General features: G+C 36.6%; 18 protein-coding genes. 2 read left to right on the forward strand and 16 right to left on the reverse strand.

Going from position 1 to position 16,049, the window contains the following annotated elements; translation table 11 throughout:
* Positions 1 to 16 precede the first annotated feature (16 nt).
* Both RK01_RS04415 and RK01_RS04420 read right to left on the reverse strand, forming a co-directional pair.
* On the reverse strand, positions 17 to 640 hold the full coding sequence (locus tag RK01_RS04415) for a DUF47 domain-containing protein (RefSeq protein WP_016172077.1): 624 nt from the start codon (positions 638 to 640) through the stop codon (positions 17 to 19).
* Between the two features lie 21 nt (positions 641 to 661).
* On the reverse strand, positions 662 to 1,645 hold the full coding sequence (locus RK01_RS04420; RefSeq protein ID WP_051113724.1) for an inorganic phosphate transporter: 984 nt from the start codon (positions 1,643 to 1,645) through the stop codon (positions 662 to 664).
* 239 nt (positions 1,646 to 1,884) lie between these two features.
* On the opposite strand from RK01_RS04420, the gene rpsT reads away from it, so the two are divergent.
* Positions 1,885 to 2,139, forward strand: coding sequence for a 30S ribosomal protein S20 (rpsT, locus tag RK01_RS04425; protein WP_016172079.1), 255 nt, complete (start codon positions 1,885 to 1,887; stop codon positions 2,137 to 2,139).
* A gap of 142 nt (positions 2,140 to 2,281) precedes the next feature.
* On the opposite strand, the gene holA is transcribed toward rpsT, so the two are convergent.
* The 8 genes from holA to RK01_RS04465 all read right to left on the reverse strand — a co-directional run bounded on the left by holA (position 2,282) and on the right by RK01_RS04465 (position 9,952).
* Positions 2,282 to 3,304, reverse strand: a complete 1,023-nt coding sequence (gene holA / locus RK01_RS04430; protein ID WP_016172080.1) for a DNA polymerase III subunit delta — start codon at positions 3,302 to 3,304, stop codon at positions 2,282 to 2,284.
* A 45-nt stretch (positions 3,305 to 3,349) separates the two neighbouring features.
* Positions 3,350 to 5,557 carry a DNA internalization-related competence protein ComEC/Rec2 gene (locus tag RK01_RS04435; RefSeq protein ID WP_016172081.1) on the reverse strand — a complete coding sequence of 736 codons (2,208 nt, stop codon included), beginning with the start codon at positions 5,555 to 5,557 and terminating at the stop codon, positions 3,350 to 3,352.
* Positions 5,558 to 5,594: 37 nt separating this feature from the next.
* Positions 5,595 to 6,080, reverse strand: a complete 486-nt coding sequence (locus RK01_RS04440) for a ComE operon protein 2 (protein WP_016172082.1) — start codon at positions 6,078 to 6,080, stop codon at positions 5,595 to 5,597.
* Positions 6,081 to 6,104: 24 nt separating this feature from the next.
* Positions 6,105 to 6,731, reverse strand: coding sequence for a ComEA family DNA-binding protein (locus RK01_RS04445; RefSeq protein ID WP_016172083.1), 627 nt, complete (start codon positions 6,729 to 6,731; stop codon positions 6,105 to 6,107).
* A 196-nt stretch (positions 6,732 to 6,927) separates the two neighbouring features.
* Positions 6,928 to 7,545, reverse strand: a complete 618-nt coding sequence (locus RK01_RS04450; protein WP_016172084.1) for an HAD-IA family hydrolase — start codon at positions 7,543 to 7,545, stop codon at positions 6,928 to 6,930.
* Positions 7,546 to 7,557: 12 nt separating this feature from the next.
* Entirely contained in the window at positions 7,558 to 8,901 is a 1,344-nt protein-coding gene (locus RK01_RS04455) for a PFL family protein (RefSeq protein ID WP_016172085.1), read from the reverse strand.
* 15 nt (positions 8,902 to 8,916) lie between these two features.
* A complete protein-coding gene (locus tag RK01_RS04460) occupies positions 8,917 to 9,183 on the reverse strand; it encodes an ACT domain-containing protein (protein WP_016172086.1) in 267 nt (88 codons plus the stop codon).
* 100 nt (positions 9,184 to 9,283) lie between these two features.
* Positions 9,284 to 9,952 (reverse strand): 2,3-bisphosphoglycerate-dependent phosphoglycerate mutase, encoded by a 669-nt coding sequence (locus RK01_RS04465; RefSeq protein ID WP_016172087.1) that lies wholly within the window; start codon positions 9,950 to 9,952, stop codon positions 9,284 to 9,286.
* A 181-nt stretch (positions 9,953 to 10,133) separates the two neighbouring features.
* Between RK01_RS04465 and RK01_RS04470 the strand changes: the two genes are divergently transcribed.
* The gene (locus RK01_RS04470; protein WP_016172088.1) at positions 10,134 to 11,489 is read left to right on the forward strand and encodes an MATE family efflux transporter; all 1,356 of its coding nucleotides are present in this window, start codon (positions 10,134 to 10,136) and stop codon (positions 11,487 to 11,489) included.
* 90 nt (positions 11,490 to 11,579) lie between these two features.
* Here RK01_RS04470 and RK01_RS04475 read toward each other — a convergent pair whose 3' ends face one another.
* From RK01_RS04475 to RK01_RS04495, 6 genes are all read right to left on the reverse strand, one after another.
* On the reverse strand, positions 11,580 to 11,948 hold the full coding sequence (locus RK01_RS04475; protein ID WP_016172089.1) for a P-II family nitrogen regulator: 369 nt from the start codon (positions 11,946 to 11,948) through the stop codon (positions 11,580 to 11,582).
* On the reverse strand, positions 11,945 to 12,700 hold the full coding sequence (locus RK01_RS04480; RefSeq protein ID WP_016172090.1) for a DUF1538 domain-containing protein: 756 nt from the start codon (positions 12,698 to 12,700) through the stop codon (positions 11,945 to 11,947). Before RK01_RS04480 ends, RK01_RS04475 begins: the two co-directional genes overlap by 4 nt.
* Positions 12,697 to 13,380 (reverse strand): DUF1538 domain-containing protein, encoded by a 684-nt coding sequence (locus RK01_RS04485; RefSeq protein WP_016172091.1) that lies wholly within the window; start codon positions 13,378 to 13,380, stop codon positions 12,697 to 12,699. The genes RK01_RS04480 and RK01_RS04485 overlap by 4 nt, the downstream gene beginning before the upstream one ends.
* A 367-nt stretch (positions 13,381 to 13,747) precedes the next feature.
* A complete protein-coding gene (locus RK01_RS04490; protein WP_016172092.1) occupies positions 13,748 to 14,392 on the reverse strand; it encodes a 3D domain-containing protein in 645 nt (214 codons plus the stop codon).
* A gap of 349 nt (positions 14,393 to 14,741) precedes the next feature.
* Positions 14,742 to 14,879 carry a hypothetical protein gene (locus RK01_RS13610; protein ID WP_155855884.1) on the reverse strand — a complete coding sequence of 46 codons (138 nt, stop codon included), beginning with the start codon at positions 14,877 to 14,879 and terminating at the stop codon, positions 14,742 to 14,744.
* A gap of 105 nt (positions 14,880 to 14,984) precedes the next feature.
* Entirely contained in the window at positions 14,985 to 15,950 is a 966-nt protein-coding gene (locus RK01_RS04495) for an L-lactate dehydrogenase (protein WP_016172093.1), read from the reverse strand.
* Between the last annotated feature and the right edge of the window lie 99 nt (positions 15,951 to 16,049).

The raw sequence follows: 16,049 nt of genomic DNA on the forward strand, positions 1-16,049 counted from the left end.
AGGTTTGCGTTTTTATTTATGTGTTTTTAATTACCATTCCGTCAATAATGTCTACGGCTGCTTCACTGGCATTGACAATTTGTTCGAATCGATCATAAACATCTTTCCATTTAATAATTTCTAAAATATCTGTTTCTTCTGTAAACAATCCTTTTTTCAACTCTGAATAAAGACGGTCAGATTCAGATTCTACCCGATTCACTTCATCAATCATTTTCTTTAGTGTTTTCGAGTGTTTAAATTTGGGAAACTCTAACATTGCGGTGTGGACACCGTTTGCTGCACCCAGTACCATCGTTGCAAATTCATCGGTTTGCGGACGCATTTTTTTAATTGCCAAATTTTCAAATAAATATGTTAGTGCGTTAATGCCATCTAAAATATCATCAATACGTTCAGCAATAATTAAAATATCTTCGCGATCAATCGGCGTAATAAAAGCATCATATAATTCATTGGTCAGCTCTGTTACAATCCGGTCACCTTCTTTTTCTAAATCATGAATCTTTTCAGCTTTTGTTACTAACGCTTCAGCGGAATAATCTTTAACCAATTGAACCAATACCTCCGCTGCTGCTGCTGCATTTTGCGTCAAGTGTGCCATTGCTCCTAAAAAGTCATATTGTTTTCTTCGTGCCATTTTTTAAGCTCCTTATCTAAATTAAAAGATTGCGACAAATAATTTCGCCATCAAATAAGCAATTAAACCGCAACCCGGGAAAGTCATAACCCAAGCAAAAATCATCTCTTTGACAATTCGCCAGTCTACACTGGAAAGTCTTCGAGAAGCACCGACACCCATAATTGCTGTTGTTTTAGTATGCGTAGTGGATACTGGGATACCAAATATCGAGGCCAAAAATAAAACAATGGCCGCACTAACATCTGCGGAAAACCCTTGGTATTTTTCTAGTTTAACCATATCCATCCCGACAGATTTAATAATCTTCATACCACCTACAGAGGTTCCAAATCCCATCGTAATGGAACACAATGCCATGACCCATAAAGGAATGGTGAAACCGCCCCCGGTTTTTTCCGCCAAATTATTATAATAAAGGCCTAACATAAAGACCCCCATAAACTTCTGCCCATCTTGTGCCCCGTGCAAAAAGGCATTTGCAGCGGCAGCGATTGCTTGACCGACTGTAAAAAATTTATTGGCTTTTCTTCTCGGAATATCCCGAAAAATAATTGCAATAAGTTTAGTAATTAAATAGCCCCCACCAAAACCTAGAATGGTAGAAACAACAAGACCAATTAACACTTTAACCCATTCTTGTCCATTCACAGCACCAAGGCCACCTAACGCCATAGCTGATCCGGTTAAGCCGGCGATTAAAGCATGAGATTCACTCGTTGGGATGCCAAAATACCACGCAGCTACCGACCAAACAACAATTGAAAAAAGCGAAGCGGCTAACGCCACTTGAGATGCGCCAATATTTCCTTGTGCATCAAAACTAACAATATTACTAATTGTTTCTGCTACTTGCGCATTAAAATAAGTCATGACTAATGCACCGAGAAAGTTCATGATTACTGCAATCCAAATTGCCACATTAGGCTTTAATACCCGCGTGGAAACAGCGGTTGCAATGGCATTGGGTGCGTCGGTCCAACCGTTCACAAAAATAACGCCCATTACCAAAGTAATCGTTACAACTAATGCTATCAAAAAGTTACACCACCAAAAAGCAGATTTGTATTTTTACGTTAGTATCATAGCATATTTCAATTTTGTTTGCGTCATTTTTTTAACTTTTTCTGTTAAGTAAAATTTCTTTACAACTTTTATTGCATTGCTTACAATGATTGGGTATAATGACTAGTGTTGATTTGTATGACTTGTCATGCAAAACTTTTTATTCGGAGGTGAAACTTATGCCAAACATTGAATCTGCAATCAAACGCGTGAAAACTAGCACTGCTGCTAACGCTAAAAATTCATCTCAAATGAGTGCTATGCGTTCAAGCATCAAAAAATTCGAACAAGCTGTTGAAGCTGGTGCTGACAACGTAGAAGCTTTGTATAAAGAAGCTAGCAAAGCAATCGACATGGCCGAAACAAAAGGCTTGATTCACAAAAATAAAGCTAACCGCGATAAAGCTCGTTTAAGCAAAAAAATCGCTAAATAGTGTCAAAAAGCGTTGAAGCTTAAGCTTCAACGCTTTTTCTTTGATATAATTTCTTGTTAGCAATGCTCTAGAGATACTAAAAATTTTTAGTATCTCTTTTTACTTACTATATAAACGACTCCTAAATCACTTGGCCATTTTCTTATTGCGCTGTCTTCAAAACAAAGAGCTGAAATAAAAATTCTTTATCCATTTGCCCTGTTTTTACTAAATAGTCATTTTCAATTAATTCATCATACAGGGTCATTAACTGTTTTTCATCATATTTGCGAACTTGTTGCATCGCAAGCTTTACCCGGTAGGGATGCACTTTTAAAGTTTGCGCAATATTTCCTTGTTGATAACCTGCTTTGGTCAATATTTTTGTTTGTAATAATAGTCGGACTTGACCAATTAAAATAGCGTTGATTTTGATTGTTTCTTCTCCTTGCAAATGCAAATCTTCGTAAATACGCAATGCCTTATCCGCATTTCCAGTCAAAACGTTTTCTGTCAATTCAAAAATATTATTCTCCAAAGATTTCGGCACTAATTGTAAAATCACATCTTTTGTCAATGGAGCGCCATTGGCAGCATATAATAGCAATTTTTCCAATTCTTGCATTGCTTTGGTCAAATCCATTTCCGTTAATTGCATAAAAGTATCAAAAGCTGCGCGCTCCAGTTGGATATTTTCTGCGCTTAACGTTTGACGAATATAGCGTTCTACCTCTTGCTCTTTTAATGGTTGAACATCGATTACAACTGCCTGCTTTTTTAGTAGTTTACTCACTTTTTTGCGCTCATCCAATTTTTCATAAGGGGCGATGATTACCACTACGCCACTTTCAGCTGGCGCATTTAAATAGGTTAAAAAATCAGTCAAATCTTGTTCTATTACATTGCTCTTTTTTTCCGCTGTTAAAAACAGAGGATTTTCAGCGATAATCAAACGCTTATCTTCCAAGGAAAATAAAGATGGTGCCTGAGCTTCTGCTACTACTAAATTCAAAGGATCTTGTTCTAAATCAAAATAAACCAAGTCTAAATCATCTTTTTGCAGTTGTAGACGTTCCATAAAAGCTTGCTTTATTCGGTCTTGTAAATAACTTTCCGTTCCCAAAATAAGATACAAGGGAGCCAGCGGTTTTTCTTTGATTGCTTGTAATGCTTCTTGAGCTTTCATTATCTTTCTCCTTCAAATACTCTTTTTCTATCCTACCATTTTCTACTATTTAGAGCTAGGAGATTCTTGGATTACTACAGGTGTAGCTTCTGATTGAAAAATGCGCCACTTAAAATAAATCATTCCATGTTGGTCAGTCCGTAGTGTCTGAATTTGGTTTTCATTTAATCCTCTCAAAACTTCTTTATGAGGATGACCGAATTGATTGTTTAAACCACAAGAAATGATTGCGGTTTTTGGCGCAACCGTGCGAATAAATTTTAAAGAAGATGAAGTGCGACTGCCGTGATGTCCTAATTTTAAAACATCACTTTTCAGATTGGGATAATCCTTTACTAACTGTTCTTCTCCAGCCTGATGTAAATCACCAGTCAATAAAAAGCGTTGTTTGCGAATTTGAATTTGTAAGACAAGGGAATCTTCATTCTCACCTTGACCGTGGATTGGGGCAAACACATACATTGGAAAAATCCCATTTACAAATGATTTTCCTTTAACTACTCGCAAGGCTGTTTTACGCGGTAGTTTTTTTAAAGTCTTCACCATGTTTTTATGATTTTGACTACCATCACCTAGAATCAATTGTTTTACATTAAAATGGTGCAACACTTCTTCTAAATCACCCATATGATCCGTGTCCCCATGTGTGATAAAAACCTTATCAATTCTTGTAATACCTAAGGATTTCAACACTGGAATCAAAGTGTTTTGTGCGTTACTATTTTGAATTTTCCGTTGCCAGTCTCTTGTTTCAAACAGCAGTTTCCCACCCGTATCTACCAAAATAACTTCACGATTAAAGCGGGATTTAAACAAAATGGCGTCGCCTTGACCCACGTCCACGAAAACGGTCATTAAAGGAAATAGAAGACGATTTACCATGAAAGGTAAGAAAACAAGTAACACTACGACTAACCAGCGGGGATATTTCCTTTGATAAAGAAAAACACCTAACAACATAAGAAAAAGGACAAAAAAAGGAGGCAACCAACCAATCGGCAAGGTAAAAAATGTGGTTATGTTTAAAATATTTTCAAAAAATTGAATAAAATTTTCAAATAAAGATGCGAAGAAACTGTCTGTTATAAAAAAGCTACCTACCATGATTATAAAACCAACAGGTAATAAAAAGAACTTGAAGATTGGTAATAATATAATTGTAAAGACACCACCTAGGATTGGCCATTCATAGAAATAAAAACTAATAAGCGGCAAGGCCAATAACGTTAACCAACAACTTTTTTTAAGACTCTTAAAAGTACTTTTGGTATTGTCGGTTGTTAACAACAATAGCGCCATGATAAAGGACAACTGACCACCCATTTGGAAGATTAAGAGTGGATCTTTAAATAGGCAGAGTAAAAGAACGATACTAAATTTGTCTAATTGAGATAAAGAGAGAGGAGCGAGTTTTGTAGCAATGCCTAAAAAGAAAGATAAGGTTGCACGCCAAATGCCAATCCCTCCCCCGCTGAACAATACTATTATGCCACCAAATAAAATTAGCAGTGGTAAACTTTGTTTTAAAGTTAAGCGCAAAAATTGCAGAAAATATAAAAATGTTCCTAAAAAAATATGCACATGCAGCCCTGAAATGCTAAAAAAATGTAAAATACCAGTTGGTGATAATACCGCTTGCGTTTCTTTAAAGTCTTGATCTTTATAACCTAAAAACAATGCACTTAAATAAGCCCTCGTTTTATTAGGTAATTTCTGCTTAAGCTGACGAATACAGCTCGCTCGAATTTGTCTGAAATTAAAAGACTTTTTAGTCTGCCATTGCAATTTTTCTACGTTCAAATTACCACAGTAATGGTGACTTCTTAAATATTTTACTTGATCAAAGCCTCCAAGATTACGTTGTTTTCTCCCTTTACTAAATTGGCCATAAACTGTGACAAAATTTTGGGCAATAGGTTTTTGAATTAGATAATCTTTTTCTTCTTTATTTTTTATTCGATAATAACAACTAAAGCGTTCCTGACGTGAGTTTGTACCAGAAAAGCTTAAACTATCACCGTTTATTTTTAGACTATCTTCTTCAATCTTAAGAACAAATTGTTGTTTTTGAGAATAACTTTTATCAGTTTTTTCTAAAATAATGAGGCAGCGCGGTACGATAAAAAAGCTGCAGATACCAACAACTAACAGAAGTTTGAATTGGCGACTACAGCAAAAATAGATACAATACAAAGAAAGTAATAATAAGAGCAGTGGCTGTTTTAAATAAATACTACAAATGATTAAGACCAAGGCTAGACTCGGGAAAATCCAGCGATTGGTTAAGCCGTTATTCAGTTACTTCGTTTAGTGAACCAAAAGAAAGTTTTTGAAAATATTCGGGATCTAAGATTACTTTTTGCGCTGTCGCACCGACCTGCGCAATTAATTCAACTGCATAAGGATCATTGTGGTAATCATGTAAGTAATATATTTTACGAATCCCTGCTTGTAAAAGAGCTTTTGTGCATTGTAGACAAGGAAAATGAGTGACATAGACTTCTGCTTGATCAGTCGAAATTCCCAATTTCGCACATTGTAACAATGCATTCATTTCAGCATGAATCGTGCGGATACAGTGGTTATCTACAACATAACAGCCATCATCTATACAATGGACATCCCCACTAACTGATCCGTTATAACCTCCTGCAATAATTCGTTTATCTTTTACCAATGTTGCACCGACCTCAAGACGAGTACAAGTACTACGTAATGCTAAGAGTACCGCCTGTGCCATAAAATATTGGTCCCAAGGAATTCTTTGATCCGTCATAACTTCGCTCCTTTATTATTTTATTTATATTGTAATCGATGCACGTAATTTTTCAACCGTCTTTTCCCCGATTCCCGAAACTTCTTTTAGTTCGTCAATGGATTTAAAATTTCCATTTTCCTCCCGATAGGCAATGATCGCCTCTGCTTTTTTTATGCCAATGCCAGATAAAGTTTGCAATTGTGTCAGGTCTGCCGCGTTAATATTTACTTTTTCTGTGTTATCATTAGTCCCATCCTTAATCTCGTTCAGCGTACTACTATCCCCTATATTTTTAGGGGATATTTCTTTGTGATTTGGTACATAGATCATCTGCTGGTCTTGTAATTTTTGAGCCAGATTAATTTCTTTTTGTTGCGCCTTTTTAGTAAAGCCGCCAGCCATCTGGACTAGTTTTTGCATTCTTGCATCATGGGGTAATTCGTAAACTCCAGGTCTTACTACTTCTCCTTTAATGTCTACGGTAATCGTTGCACTTTGGCTTTCACTTTGTTTTGATACCATTTCACTACTAGAACTACTAGGCAAGGTCTCCCATGTACTATTTTCTTTTTGTTTATACCAGATAAAAAATACTCCTATAATTGTAATACAAATGAAAATACCACTACCAATTAACAACTGCTGTTTTTTATCTCCTAAAACATTCATTTTTTTCCTCCTTTCATAGTTAACTACGCAAAAAAAATTATTTATTACTATTAACTAAAATTTCACAAAAAAAAAAGCAAAACCAGTTTAAAACTGATTTTGCTATTTATAATTTATCCTTTTATTCTAAGCCAATAACTAAAGTTAGCAATAGATGCTACATTATTGCACTATACTTCAAAAAATTTGCCGAGGGCTAGCTTTCACTAATTAAATTTTGTAACTGTAAAAAATCTGTAGCGTAGTAATCAGCAGAAATATTTTCTAACAATCCTTCATTATCAAAGAAACAAGTTTTTAATCCCGCTTCTTTTCCTGCTACAATATCTAAGAGCCGATCGCCTATCATTACCGTCTGTTTTTTTGGCAAATGATATTTTGTTACTAAATAAAGAAGTGCCTCAGGATCAGGTTTTCTCGCAAAATTATTTTCTTCACCAACAATTTCAACAAAAAAATCCGTCAATTGATAGTGTCCCAACAATTTTTTAGTAGAAGACACAGTGCGATGCGTCATAATAAAGTTACGGCCGCCGTTTTTTTGAACAGCAATTAACATCTCTGTCACATAGGCAAAAGGATGGGGCCACTTTTCCATTTCATTTTCATATTTATGAAAACGATGCGAAAAATCAGTAAAGTCGAGTTGATAGTGCTGTGTAACGGCTTTTGAAGATTTTTCCTTTAATAATCGATAAATATTTTCGCCCTCAGCGCTAATCCCTTCTTCTTGCAAAACTTTCAGAATTGCTTTTAACATATTGGGATAAGTATCAAATAACGTTCCATCAAAATCCCAAATAAAATCTTTCATTTTCATCAACCTTTAGTTTTTAAATGAATGAATGGGGGCCGGAATACGCCCACCCCGGGCAATAAAGTCGCTACTTTTCGCAGGATTAACTTTCATTACAGGTGCACGGCCTAATAAGCCGCCAAATTCTACCATATCGCCTACTTTTTGCCCTTTAGCCGGAATAATGCGCACAGCAGTTGTCTTATGATTAATTACACCAATTGCTGCCTCATCAGCAATCATAGCCGCAATTGTTGCAGCGGGAGTATCACCTGGAATTGCAATCATATCTAAGCCAACAGAACAAATTGCCGTCATGGCTTCTAATTTTTCTAAATTCAACAAACCATTTTCTACGGCTTTAATCATTCCCGCATCTTCAGAAACAGGGATAAAAGCACCTGATAAGCCCCCAACATGATTACATGCCATTACCCCCCCCTTTTTAACGGCATCATTTAAAAGAGCTAAAGCAGCCGTTGTTCCATGAGTTCCAACAGATTCTAATCCCATTTCTTCTAATATTAGGGCAACACTATCCCCAACAGCAGGTGTGGGAGCCAAAGACAAGTCGACAATACCAAAAGGAACACCTAAACGTTTCGAGGCCACTTGACCAACCATTTGGCCCATTCGTGTAATTTTGAAGGCTGTCTTTTTCACGGTTTCTGCTACAACATCAAAGGATTCACCTTTAACTTTTTCCAAAGCACGCTTCACTACACCTGGACCACTAACGCCTACATTAATTTCACAGTCTGCTTCGCCGACCCCATGAAAAGCCCCGGCCATAAAGGGATTATCTTCGACTGCATTGGCAAAAACGACTAATTTGGCACAGCCCATTTCTGAAGCTGCGGCTGTTTTTTTGATTGTTTCGCCCATTAATTTGACGGCATCCATATTAATTCCAGCTCGCGTTGAGCCAATATTAACAGAAGAACAAACAAATTGCGTTTCTTTTAGAGCTTCGGGAATGGAAGCAATTAGCGCTCGATCAGCACCTTGATAACCTTTTTCCACTAAAGCAGAAAATCCTCCGATGAAGTTTATGCCTAAAGCAATTGCGGCTTTATCCAAAGTTTTGGCAAAAGGAATACAATCATTAGTACCGCTTGCAGCAGCAACAAGAGAGATTGGCGTGACCGAAATTCGTTTATTGATAATGGGAATACCAAATTCGGTTTCAATATCTTCTCCTACTTTTACCAAATCACGTGCTTTGGTGGTAATCTTTTGGTAAATATTATCACAGGTTTTATGAACATCACTGCTGATACAATCTAGTAAAGAGATTCCCATTGTAATCGTACGAATATCTAGGTTTTCTTCTTCTACCATGCGAATGGTTTCTAAAATCTGATTAGTTTCCATGGACTAAGCTCCTTACTATAATTTATGCATTGCGTTGAAAATTTCTTCATTTTGAACGTTGATTTTGACACCCAATTTATCACCAACAAGATTCAATTCCTTTTTCATACTTTCAAAATCCGAATTTTGTTTTAATTGCAACATCATGGTCATGGTAAAATAATCTTCCATAATCGTTTGAGAAACATCTAAAATATTGATGTCCAAATCTGCCAGTTTTTGGCTAACACCGGCAATAATGCCCACCTTATCTTGACCAATTACTGTTAAAATAGCTTTCATATTTAAAATACCTCCTGTTTTTTTCGAGTATAGCAAAAATAAGTTAACCTTTCGATAAAAAAAGGAACAAAACCAAATTGTGCTTTGAAATTGTTCGTGTTTATATTAATTTTTTTTCAACGATTTGCAACTTATCATCAAATTCATAAACGATTGGTTGAGCATTGGGAATAGCAATGCTAGCCAATTGATTATCCGGTACTTCTTCCAAGTATTTTACTAATGCTCGTAAACTATTACCGTGACCTGCCACCAAAATATTTTTACCATCCAATAAAAGTGGCGCTATCTGATCTTGCCACAAGGGCACAACCCGTTTTAGTGTTTGCGCTAAACTTTCACCTTTAGGCAGATCTTGGGATGCTAATGCTTGGTATCTTCGGTCAAATGTCTGACTGTTTTCTAACGGTGGTATTTCCCAATATCCGCGGCGCCATTTTTTCACTTGTTCGACGCCATAAAGAGCTGACATTTCATCTTTATTTTTACCGATTAACGCGCCATAATGGCGTTCGTTTAATCGCCACGTTTTTGTAACCGGTACCCATAATTGATTACATTCTTCTAACACCACTTGACTAGTTAGAATTGCCCGTTTTAAAACGGAAGTAAACACCGCATCAAATTGAATATTTTCAGCACTAATTTTCTTACCTGCATTTTTTGCTTGTACCTTTCCTTTTTCCGTTAAAGGAACATCAAGCCAACCGGTCCAATAATTTTCAAAATTTGCAATACTTTCACCGTGGCGTATCAATACAACTTTCATCTTGCCGCCTCCTTATCTCTATTATCCCAGTAATAAAAAGAAATGTCATGAAAAAATTGAAAATTCTTGCAAAACCTCTTTGAAAAAGCTTGTATTTGGTAGCGGTTATGCTACCATTTACTTTGCTTAGGTAACACTGTAGAAAAAAATAATAAATTTACCAAAAAATAGGAGTAACGAAATGAAAGATTTGACAAAAGGAACACCTGCCAAACTGATTTTTATGTTTACCATTCCGTTGTTTGTGGGAAATGTTTTTCAACAATTTTACAATATGGTCGACATGATTATCGTCGGCCAAACTATCGGCAAAGATGCTCTCGCTGCTGTTGGCTCCACCGGAAGTATTACGTTTTTAATCATAGGCTTTGCTCAAGGCTTAACAGCAGGACTTTCAATTATTACCGCACAACGTTTTGGTGCTAAGGACTACAAAAGTGTTAAAAAAAGTTTTGCCGCAAGCCTTGTGATTAGTTTAATTGTCACACTTATTTTAACCTTGTTAAGTTTAATTTTTCTCCGTCCTTTACTGCTTATTATGCAGACACCACCCGAAATTTTTGATCAAGCTCAAGAATTTATCTCTGTCATTTTAGGTGGGATGTTTGCTGCGATGGCATTTAACCTTTTAAGTAACATGGTCCGAGCTTTGGGTGACAGCCGCACCCCTTTGTTCTTTTTGATTTTTGCCGTTATTATTAACGTTGTTCTCGATTTGGTTTTCATCACACAGTTTAATATGGGGGTGGCCGGTGCAGGTTATGCTACAGTTATTGCGCAGATGTCAGCTAGTTTAATGTGTTTTATTTATATTAAACGACGTATCCCATTGCTACAAATTAGTAAAAGTGACTTTAAGGATTTAAAAGAAGAATATCGCGTTCATTTAAATGCTGGTTTACCAATGGCCTTTCAAGCCTCGATTATCGCAATTGGTGCGGTTATTTTACAATCAGCACTTAACAGTTTAGGAACAGATGCGGTAGCAGCTCAAGCAGCTGCCGGCCGAATTGATCAATTTGCTACGCAACCAATGATGAGCTTCGGGGTTACGATGGCCACCTTTACCGCACAAAATTATGGTGCTAAAGAATACGGCCGCATCCTTGAAGGTGTTAAGCAGTGTTTGATTATGAGTATTATTTTCAGTATTGTTGCTGGCATTGTTGTGATTACATTTGGTGATTCTTTTGTGGCTTTATTTGTCAGTCGTAGTGAAACAAAGGTTTTTGAGCTTTCACGAATTTACTTTCTTATCGTGGCCAGTTTGTACTGGATATTAGCCATTCTGTTTATTTTGCGTTATACCTTACAAGGATTAGGACAAACCAAAATCCCAACAATCGCCGGCATCATGGAGTTAATCATGCGTTCTTTTGCAGCAATTGTTTTAACCCATTATTTTCAATATCCAGGTGCGGCAGCAGCCTCACCACTTGCTTGGGCAGGTTCTGTGATTGTTTTATTGTATTCTTATATTAAAGCGATCAAAGAGTTACGACGCTTAGACCACGAACAAAAAATGCAACTAAATTGAATCAAAAATACCCAATAATCGACTTCCAAACTATTGTGAAAATAGGTTGAAAGCAGATTACTGGGTATTTTCTTCTTTGATAAGAAGCAACTAATCTAATAATTGATCCATATCGACAACTTTACGATAAGAATTAATTTCTGTAATGCCCATTACCTTATCAATATCAATACTAAAGCAAATACCATTGCCAGGTTGGTTAATTTTAATGCCTTTGCCAATGGCATCCATCACTTCATTGGTAAGACTATCTGGTACTAAAGTTAAGACAATATCTTTTTCAGGTTCAATTTCAATTCCAAAGAAACGTCCTTTATCATGTGACCCGGATCCTTTACCATGAAGCAAAGTCCCCCCATTTGCTCCAGCTTGTTTGGAATATTCAATGACGGCATCTCCTATGCCCCGTTCCACAATTGTAATAATCATTTCAAGATTCAATGCCACTGGTTTGTTCATTTTTCAGCCTCCACTTTTACATCTTTTTGTTCTGCTCTTCTTTTATAAATATACCCTAACGCAAGTGTAGATAAAATCGGTGTTAAAGCAATTAATGCAACCACACCAAAGCCATCGATTAATGGGCTACGTCCTTCAATTTCAGCAGCAATCGCAACAGCCATGGATAAGATAAAAGTCGAACACATGGGCCCTGTCGCAACGCCGCCATTATCAAATGCCATCGCCAAAAACATCTTATCTACTTTTCTACCTAAAATAAATACAAGAATATAGCCTGGAATAAGAAAATAATACAAACTAAAGCCAGCTAATAAACGCCACATTGACAAGCTGACAGCAGCCCCAATTCCCAGAGAAACAACAGCTAGTAAAACTTTGCTACGGACAGTGCCGCCACTTTCTTCTTCTACTTGTTTGACCATCACATGAATTGCCGGCTCAGCAAATCCAACTAAAAATCCCATCAAAAAGCCTAATGGAATTAAAATCCAGTTGTAATCCAACTTGGCAATTTCACTACCTAGATATTGCCCGACAGGTACATAAGCAATATTTACACCATGGAGAAATAAAATTAAGCCCACGGTTGTAATGAGAAAACCTTTCAAAATTTGGACAAACTTTTTCTTATTTAATTTGAAACTGGTAAAATTCAACAAGACAAAGAGAAAAACGATCGGAAATATCGCCAATAAAACTTCTTTCATCATCGTGGTAAACCCGCTAAACACTTGTTGTAAAAAAATCATTGGAAGATCACCCCCAAGACCATAACAGCTAAGATTGGACCCAAAGAAGAAACCCCTACCATTCCAAAGCTGTCATTTTCACCCTTACCTTGATGAATCATACTCGTTAATCCACTTGCTAACGCCAAAATAAAAGGGACAGTAACTGGTCCAGTCGTCACCCCACCCGCATCAAAAGCAATCGGCATAAATTCTGGACTGGTAAAAAAGGACGCGATGAAAACTGCCACATAGCCCAGTAACATCATATGATAATAAGACATACGAAAGACCGTTCGTAATAATGCAAACGCTAAGAAAATTCCTGTTCCAACACTTACTACGCCAATCAAGACCGCTTTAGTGATAGCGCCTTCAGAAATTTCAGTGACTTGTTGGGCTAAAACTTGCACAGAGGGCTCCGCTATTGTAATTCCAATTCCAATTGAAAAGCCCAGACTAATCATAATTGCTAAGCTACGACGCTTAATCATATACTCTCCCACTAATTCACCAACACGCAACATAGAGTACTCCGCTCCAAATAAAAACAGCGTCATCCCCACCATCATGATAGCTGCACCGATGATAAATGTCGCTAATTCATCAATAGGCAGAGGTGCAAAAATAAAAGTCAAAATGACAATTAAGATTGTCATCGGTAAAATTGCCACAATTACTTCTTGAAAATTTTTCCGCATACAGTCCCTCCTTAATAAATGAAGTTGCTTTTAAAAATCCAATAACTTTAGTATACATGAAAATGACAAATAAAAAACAAAACTATGTATGTTTTTTAATAAAATGTGATTTAAACTCATTTATTTATTAAGGATACTATTCTTTTAAAGCGAGTAAATCACTTATAAGTACACCCTTAGTCGGTGCAATTGTTAGAGGATATCATGATTCAAATTTCTATTGATCAAAAGCATTCTATTCGTGCGAAAATACCACTTCATCACTAAAAAAGTGCTTATAATTAAAAAAATGAATTAGAACCTAAAAAAAACCAACATTCTTGTCTTCAACGAATGAAAACAAAAATGTTGGGTAGTAATGAATTGTTTAATTATCTAAAATTGTTACTTGAACTTGACGACGTCCCCAAGACTCACACTGTGCAGCTGTTGGAAAATGGACATCGATAATGTTACCTTGAATTGCTGAACCAGTATCAACAGCGTAAGCTTCGCCATATCCTTCAACATATAAGTGTGTCCCTAATGGGATGACACTTGGGTCAACTGCAACTGCCATTGGGTTTTCCAATAGGTTTTGACCGGTCGCAGTTACTGTTCCGCCACCTAGTGCATCGGCTGGATCAGAACTATAAGCCGTTGATTCCATCGTGATTGTCCGTCCAGAATAGGAATTGTTTGTACTTTGTGAAGTCGTAACAGCTTCCTTTTCATTTTGGGTTTCTGTCTGTGAAGCTGTCGTACTATTATCTACAGTAGTATTGGCTACATTAGCATCTGTATCAAATTTTAATACTTGGCCATCGATAATTAGATCCACATTTTTAATATTGTTTGCTTTGGCAATTGTATTCACATGATTTGTATCTCCGTAATATTTTAAGGAAATACTTGTTAAAGTATCAGAACTTGTAACAGTGTGTGCAACTTCTGCTGCATTGGCATTAACGCCAAAAGCTGCAAAGCCAGCTAAAATGGCAGTTGTGGCAAAAAGTGATTTTACTAATTTCATATATGAATTGCTCCTTTGTCTTTTCGATATTCGTCTCAAACGACTTCCATATCATAACAAGGAGCGAGAGCTGGTAGGTAACAACCACTTAACAGAATATTTCAAATCCACCAAAATTATTACAAAAAACCCCGTTTATTTAAAAAGGGAGGCTTTATTGCTTTTATACGTGGAAAAATACCACTTGAGAATTTTCTGACGATTGTCATAAAACACCTTTTCATTTTCCACTAAAAATTAAGAAACTTTTAAACGCGCACCATGTGACCCTTTTTGTTAGCAAACATTACAGAACTATTAATTTGTTACCACTACATTAGCAACATATCAAAATAAAGTGGCATCCAATCTATTTTTTCCTCGCATGAACTTTTATAAGTTTGTTTATCACCAACGTACCGCAAAAAATAAGTGTTACGGTTTGAATCATCTTATCCGACACATCTAATTGATAATGGAAATTTTTATTTTGCACCTGAACTTTCACTTCTTCTCCTCCTAAATCAAACAACAAGCGCCTACTGCTCTTCTTAGCTTAATAAATCCAAAAATCATTTCTAAGGGCATAATCATATGGGTAACTTGGTGTTATCTATTTTTCATCTGCGTATTTTTGGATTTTTGCTGTATATTCTCGAATAATGTCCGCAGAATGATGGAATTTTTCTTCTTCACTGTCTGTCATATGAATTTCTAAAATATCAAAAACACCAGAACGATTCAAGACCGCTGGGACGCCTGCGAATATTCCAGTCTCGCCATATTCACCTTCTAATAAAGTTGAAACCGGAACGATAGAATTTTCATCATACAAGACTGCTTTAATGATTCCCACACAGGCAGAAGCAATCCCATAATAAGTTGTTCCTTTGCGATTATAGATTTCCCAACCTTCTTGAGTCGTTTTATAGACGATCTCATCCAAATCAACATCTCCCACAAGCTCGGCATTATCTGCAATAATATCTGTGAAGGATTTACCGGCAATGGTTACAGTTGACCAAGGTACCATTAACGAATCGCCGTGTTCGCCTAATGCATACGCATAGACACTTCTAGGATCTACATCCACCATATCAGCTAAAAAGTTTTGCAATCGGGCAGAGTCCACTGAAGTACCAGAACCAATTACTTGATTTTTTGGTAAGCCAGAAAGTTTGTAAACAAGATGAGCCAACATATCGACAGGATTTGAAACCACCACAAAAATACCGTCAAAGCCGCTTTCCATAACTGGTTCAACAATTGATTTTGCAATCTTTGCACTAATGTCTAAAGTATCTAAGCGTGTTTGGCCAGCTTTTGGGGGAGCCCCAGCAGTAATTACGACAATGTCAGCATCACTACAGTCAGCATAACTGCCAGCTTTTACCCTGACATTCCGGTCTAAAAAGCGAATGGAATTACGTAAGTCTCGTACTTCTCCAGAGGCCTTTTCTGCATTAATATCTACCATCAATACTTCATCGCAAACCCCTTGTGTAATTATACTAAAGGCAGTAGAAGAACCCACCAGCCCACTACCAATAATAGCAACTTTTGATTTATTTATTCGCATATCTTTCACCTCAAAATTATTTTAAACACATCATCATGTTATCAAAACATTGGCTACCTGACAAAGCATTGGTGTTTTTTTATTCCAAAAATCTTTTCT

Origin of the sequence: Enterococcus dispar ATCC 51266, assembly GCF_000406945.1 — a bacterium.
GTDB lineage: Bacteria > Bacillota > Bacilli > Lactobacillales > Enterococcaceae > Enterococcus_C > Enterococcus_C dispar.

Excerpts from the sequence above, each read along its gene's own strand:
- RK01_RS04465 (WP_016172087.1), bottom strand. The coding sequence starts at position 9,952 with ATGAAAGTTGTATTGATACGCCACGGTGAAAGTATTGCAAATTTTGAA.
- RK01_RS04420 (WP_051113724.1), bottom strand. The coding sequence starts at position 1,645 with ATGGGCGTTATTTTTGTGAACGGTTGGACCGACGCACCCAATGCCATT.
- RK01_RS04485 (WP_016172091.1), bottom strand. The coding sequence starts at position 13,380 with ATGCGGAAAAATTTTCAAGAAGTAATTGTGGCAATTTTACCGATGACA.
- holA (WP_016172080.1), bottom strand. The coding sequence starts at position 3,304 with ATGAAAGCTCAAGAAGCATTACAAGCAATCAAAGAAAAACCGCTGGCT.
- RK01_RS04480 (WP_016172090.1), bottom strand. The coding sequence starts at position 12,700 with ATGATTTTTTTACAACAAGTGTTTAGCGGGTTTACCACGATGATGAAA.
- RK01_RS04470 (WP_016172088.1), top strand. The coding sequence starts at position 10,134 with ATGAAAGATTTGACAAAAGGAACACCTGCCAAACTGATTTTTATGTTT.
- RK01_RS04460 (WP_016172086.1), bottom strand. The coding sequence starts at position 9,183 with ATGAAAGCTATTTTAACAGTAATTGGTCAAGATAAGGTGGGCATTATT.
- RK01_RS04455 (WP_016172085.1), bottom strand. The coding sequence starts at position 8,901 with ATGGAAACTAATCAGATTTTAGAAACCATTCGCATGGTAGAAGAAGAA.
- RK01_RS04495 (WP_016172093.1), bottom strand. The coding sequence starts at position 15,950 with ATGCGAATAAATAAATCAAAAGTTGCTATTATTGGTAGTGGGCTGGTG.
- rpsT (WP_016172079.1), top strand. The coding sequence starts at position 1,885 with ATGCCAAACATTGAATCTGCAATCAAACGCGTGAAAACTAGCACTGCT.
- RK01_RS04445 (WP_016172083.1), bottom strand. The coding sequence starts at position 6,731 with ATGAATGTTTTAGGAGATAAAAAACAGCAGTTGTTAATTGGTAGTGGT.
- RK01_RS04440 (WP_016172082.1), bottom strand. The coding sequence starts at position 6,080 with ATGACGGATCAAAGAATTCCTTGGGACCAATATTTTATGGCACAGGCG.
- RK01_RS04415 (WP_016172077.1), bottom strand. The coding sequence starts at position 640 with ATGGCACGAAGAAAACAATATGACTTTTTAGGAGCAATGGCACACTTG.
- RK01_RS04490 (WP_016172092.1), bottom strand. The coding sequence starts at position 14,392 with ATGAAATTAGTAAAATCACTTTTTGCCACAACTGCCATTTTAGCTGGC.
- RK01_RS04475 (WP_016172089.1), bottom strand. The coding sequence starts at position 11,948 with ATGAACAAACCAGTGGCATTGAATCTTGAAATGATTATTACAATTGTG.
- RK01_RS04450 (WP_016172084.1), bottom strand. The coding sequence starts at position 7,545 with ATGAAAGATTTTATTTGGGATTTTGATGGAACGTTATTTGATACTTAT.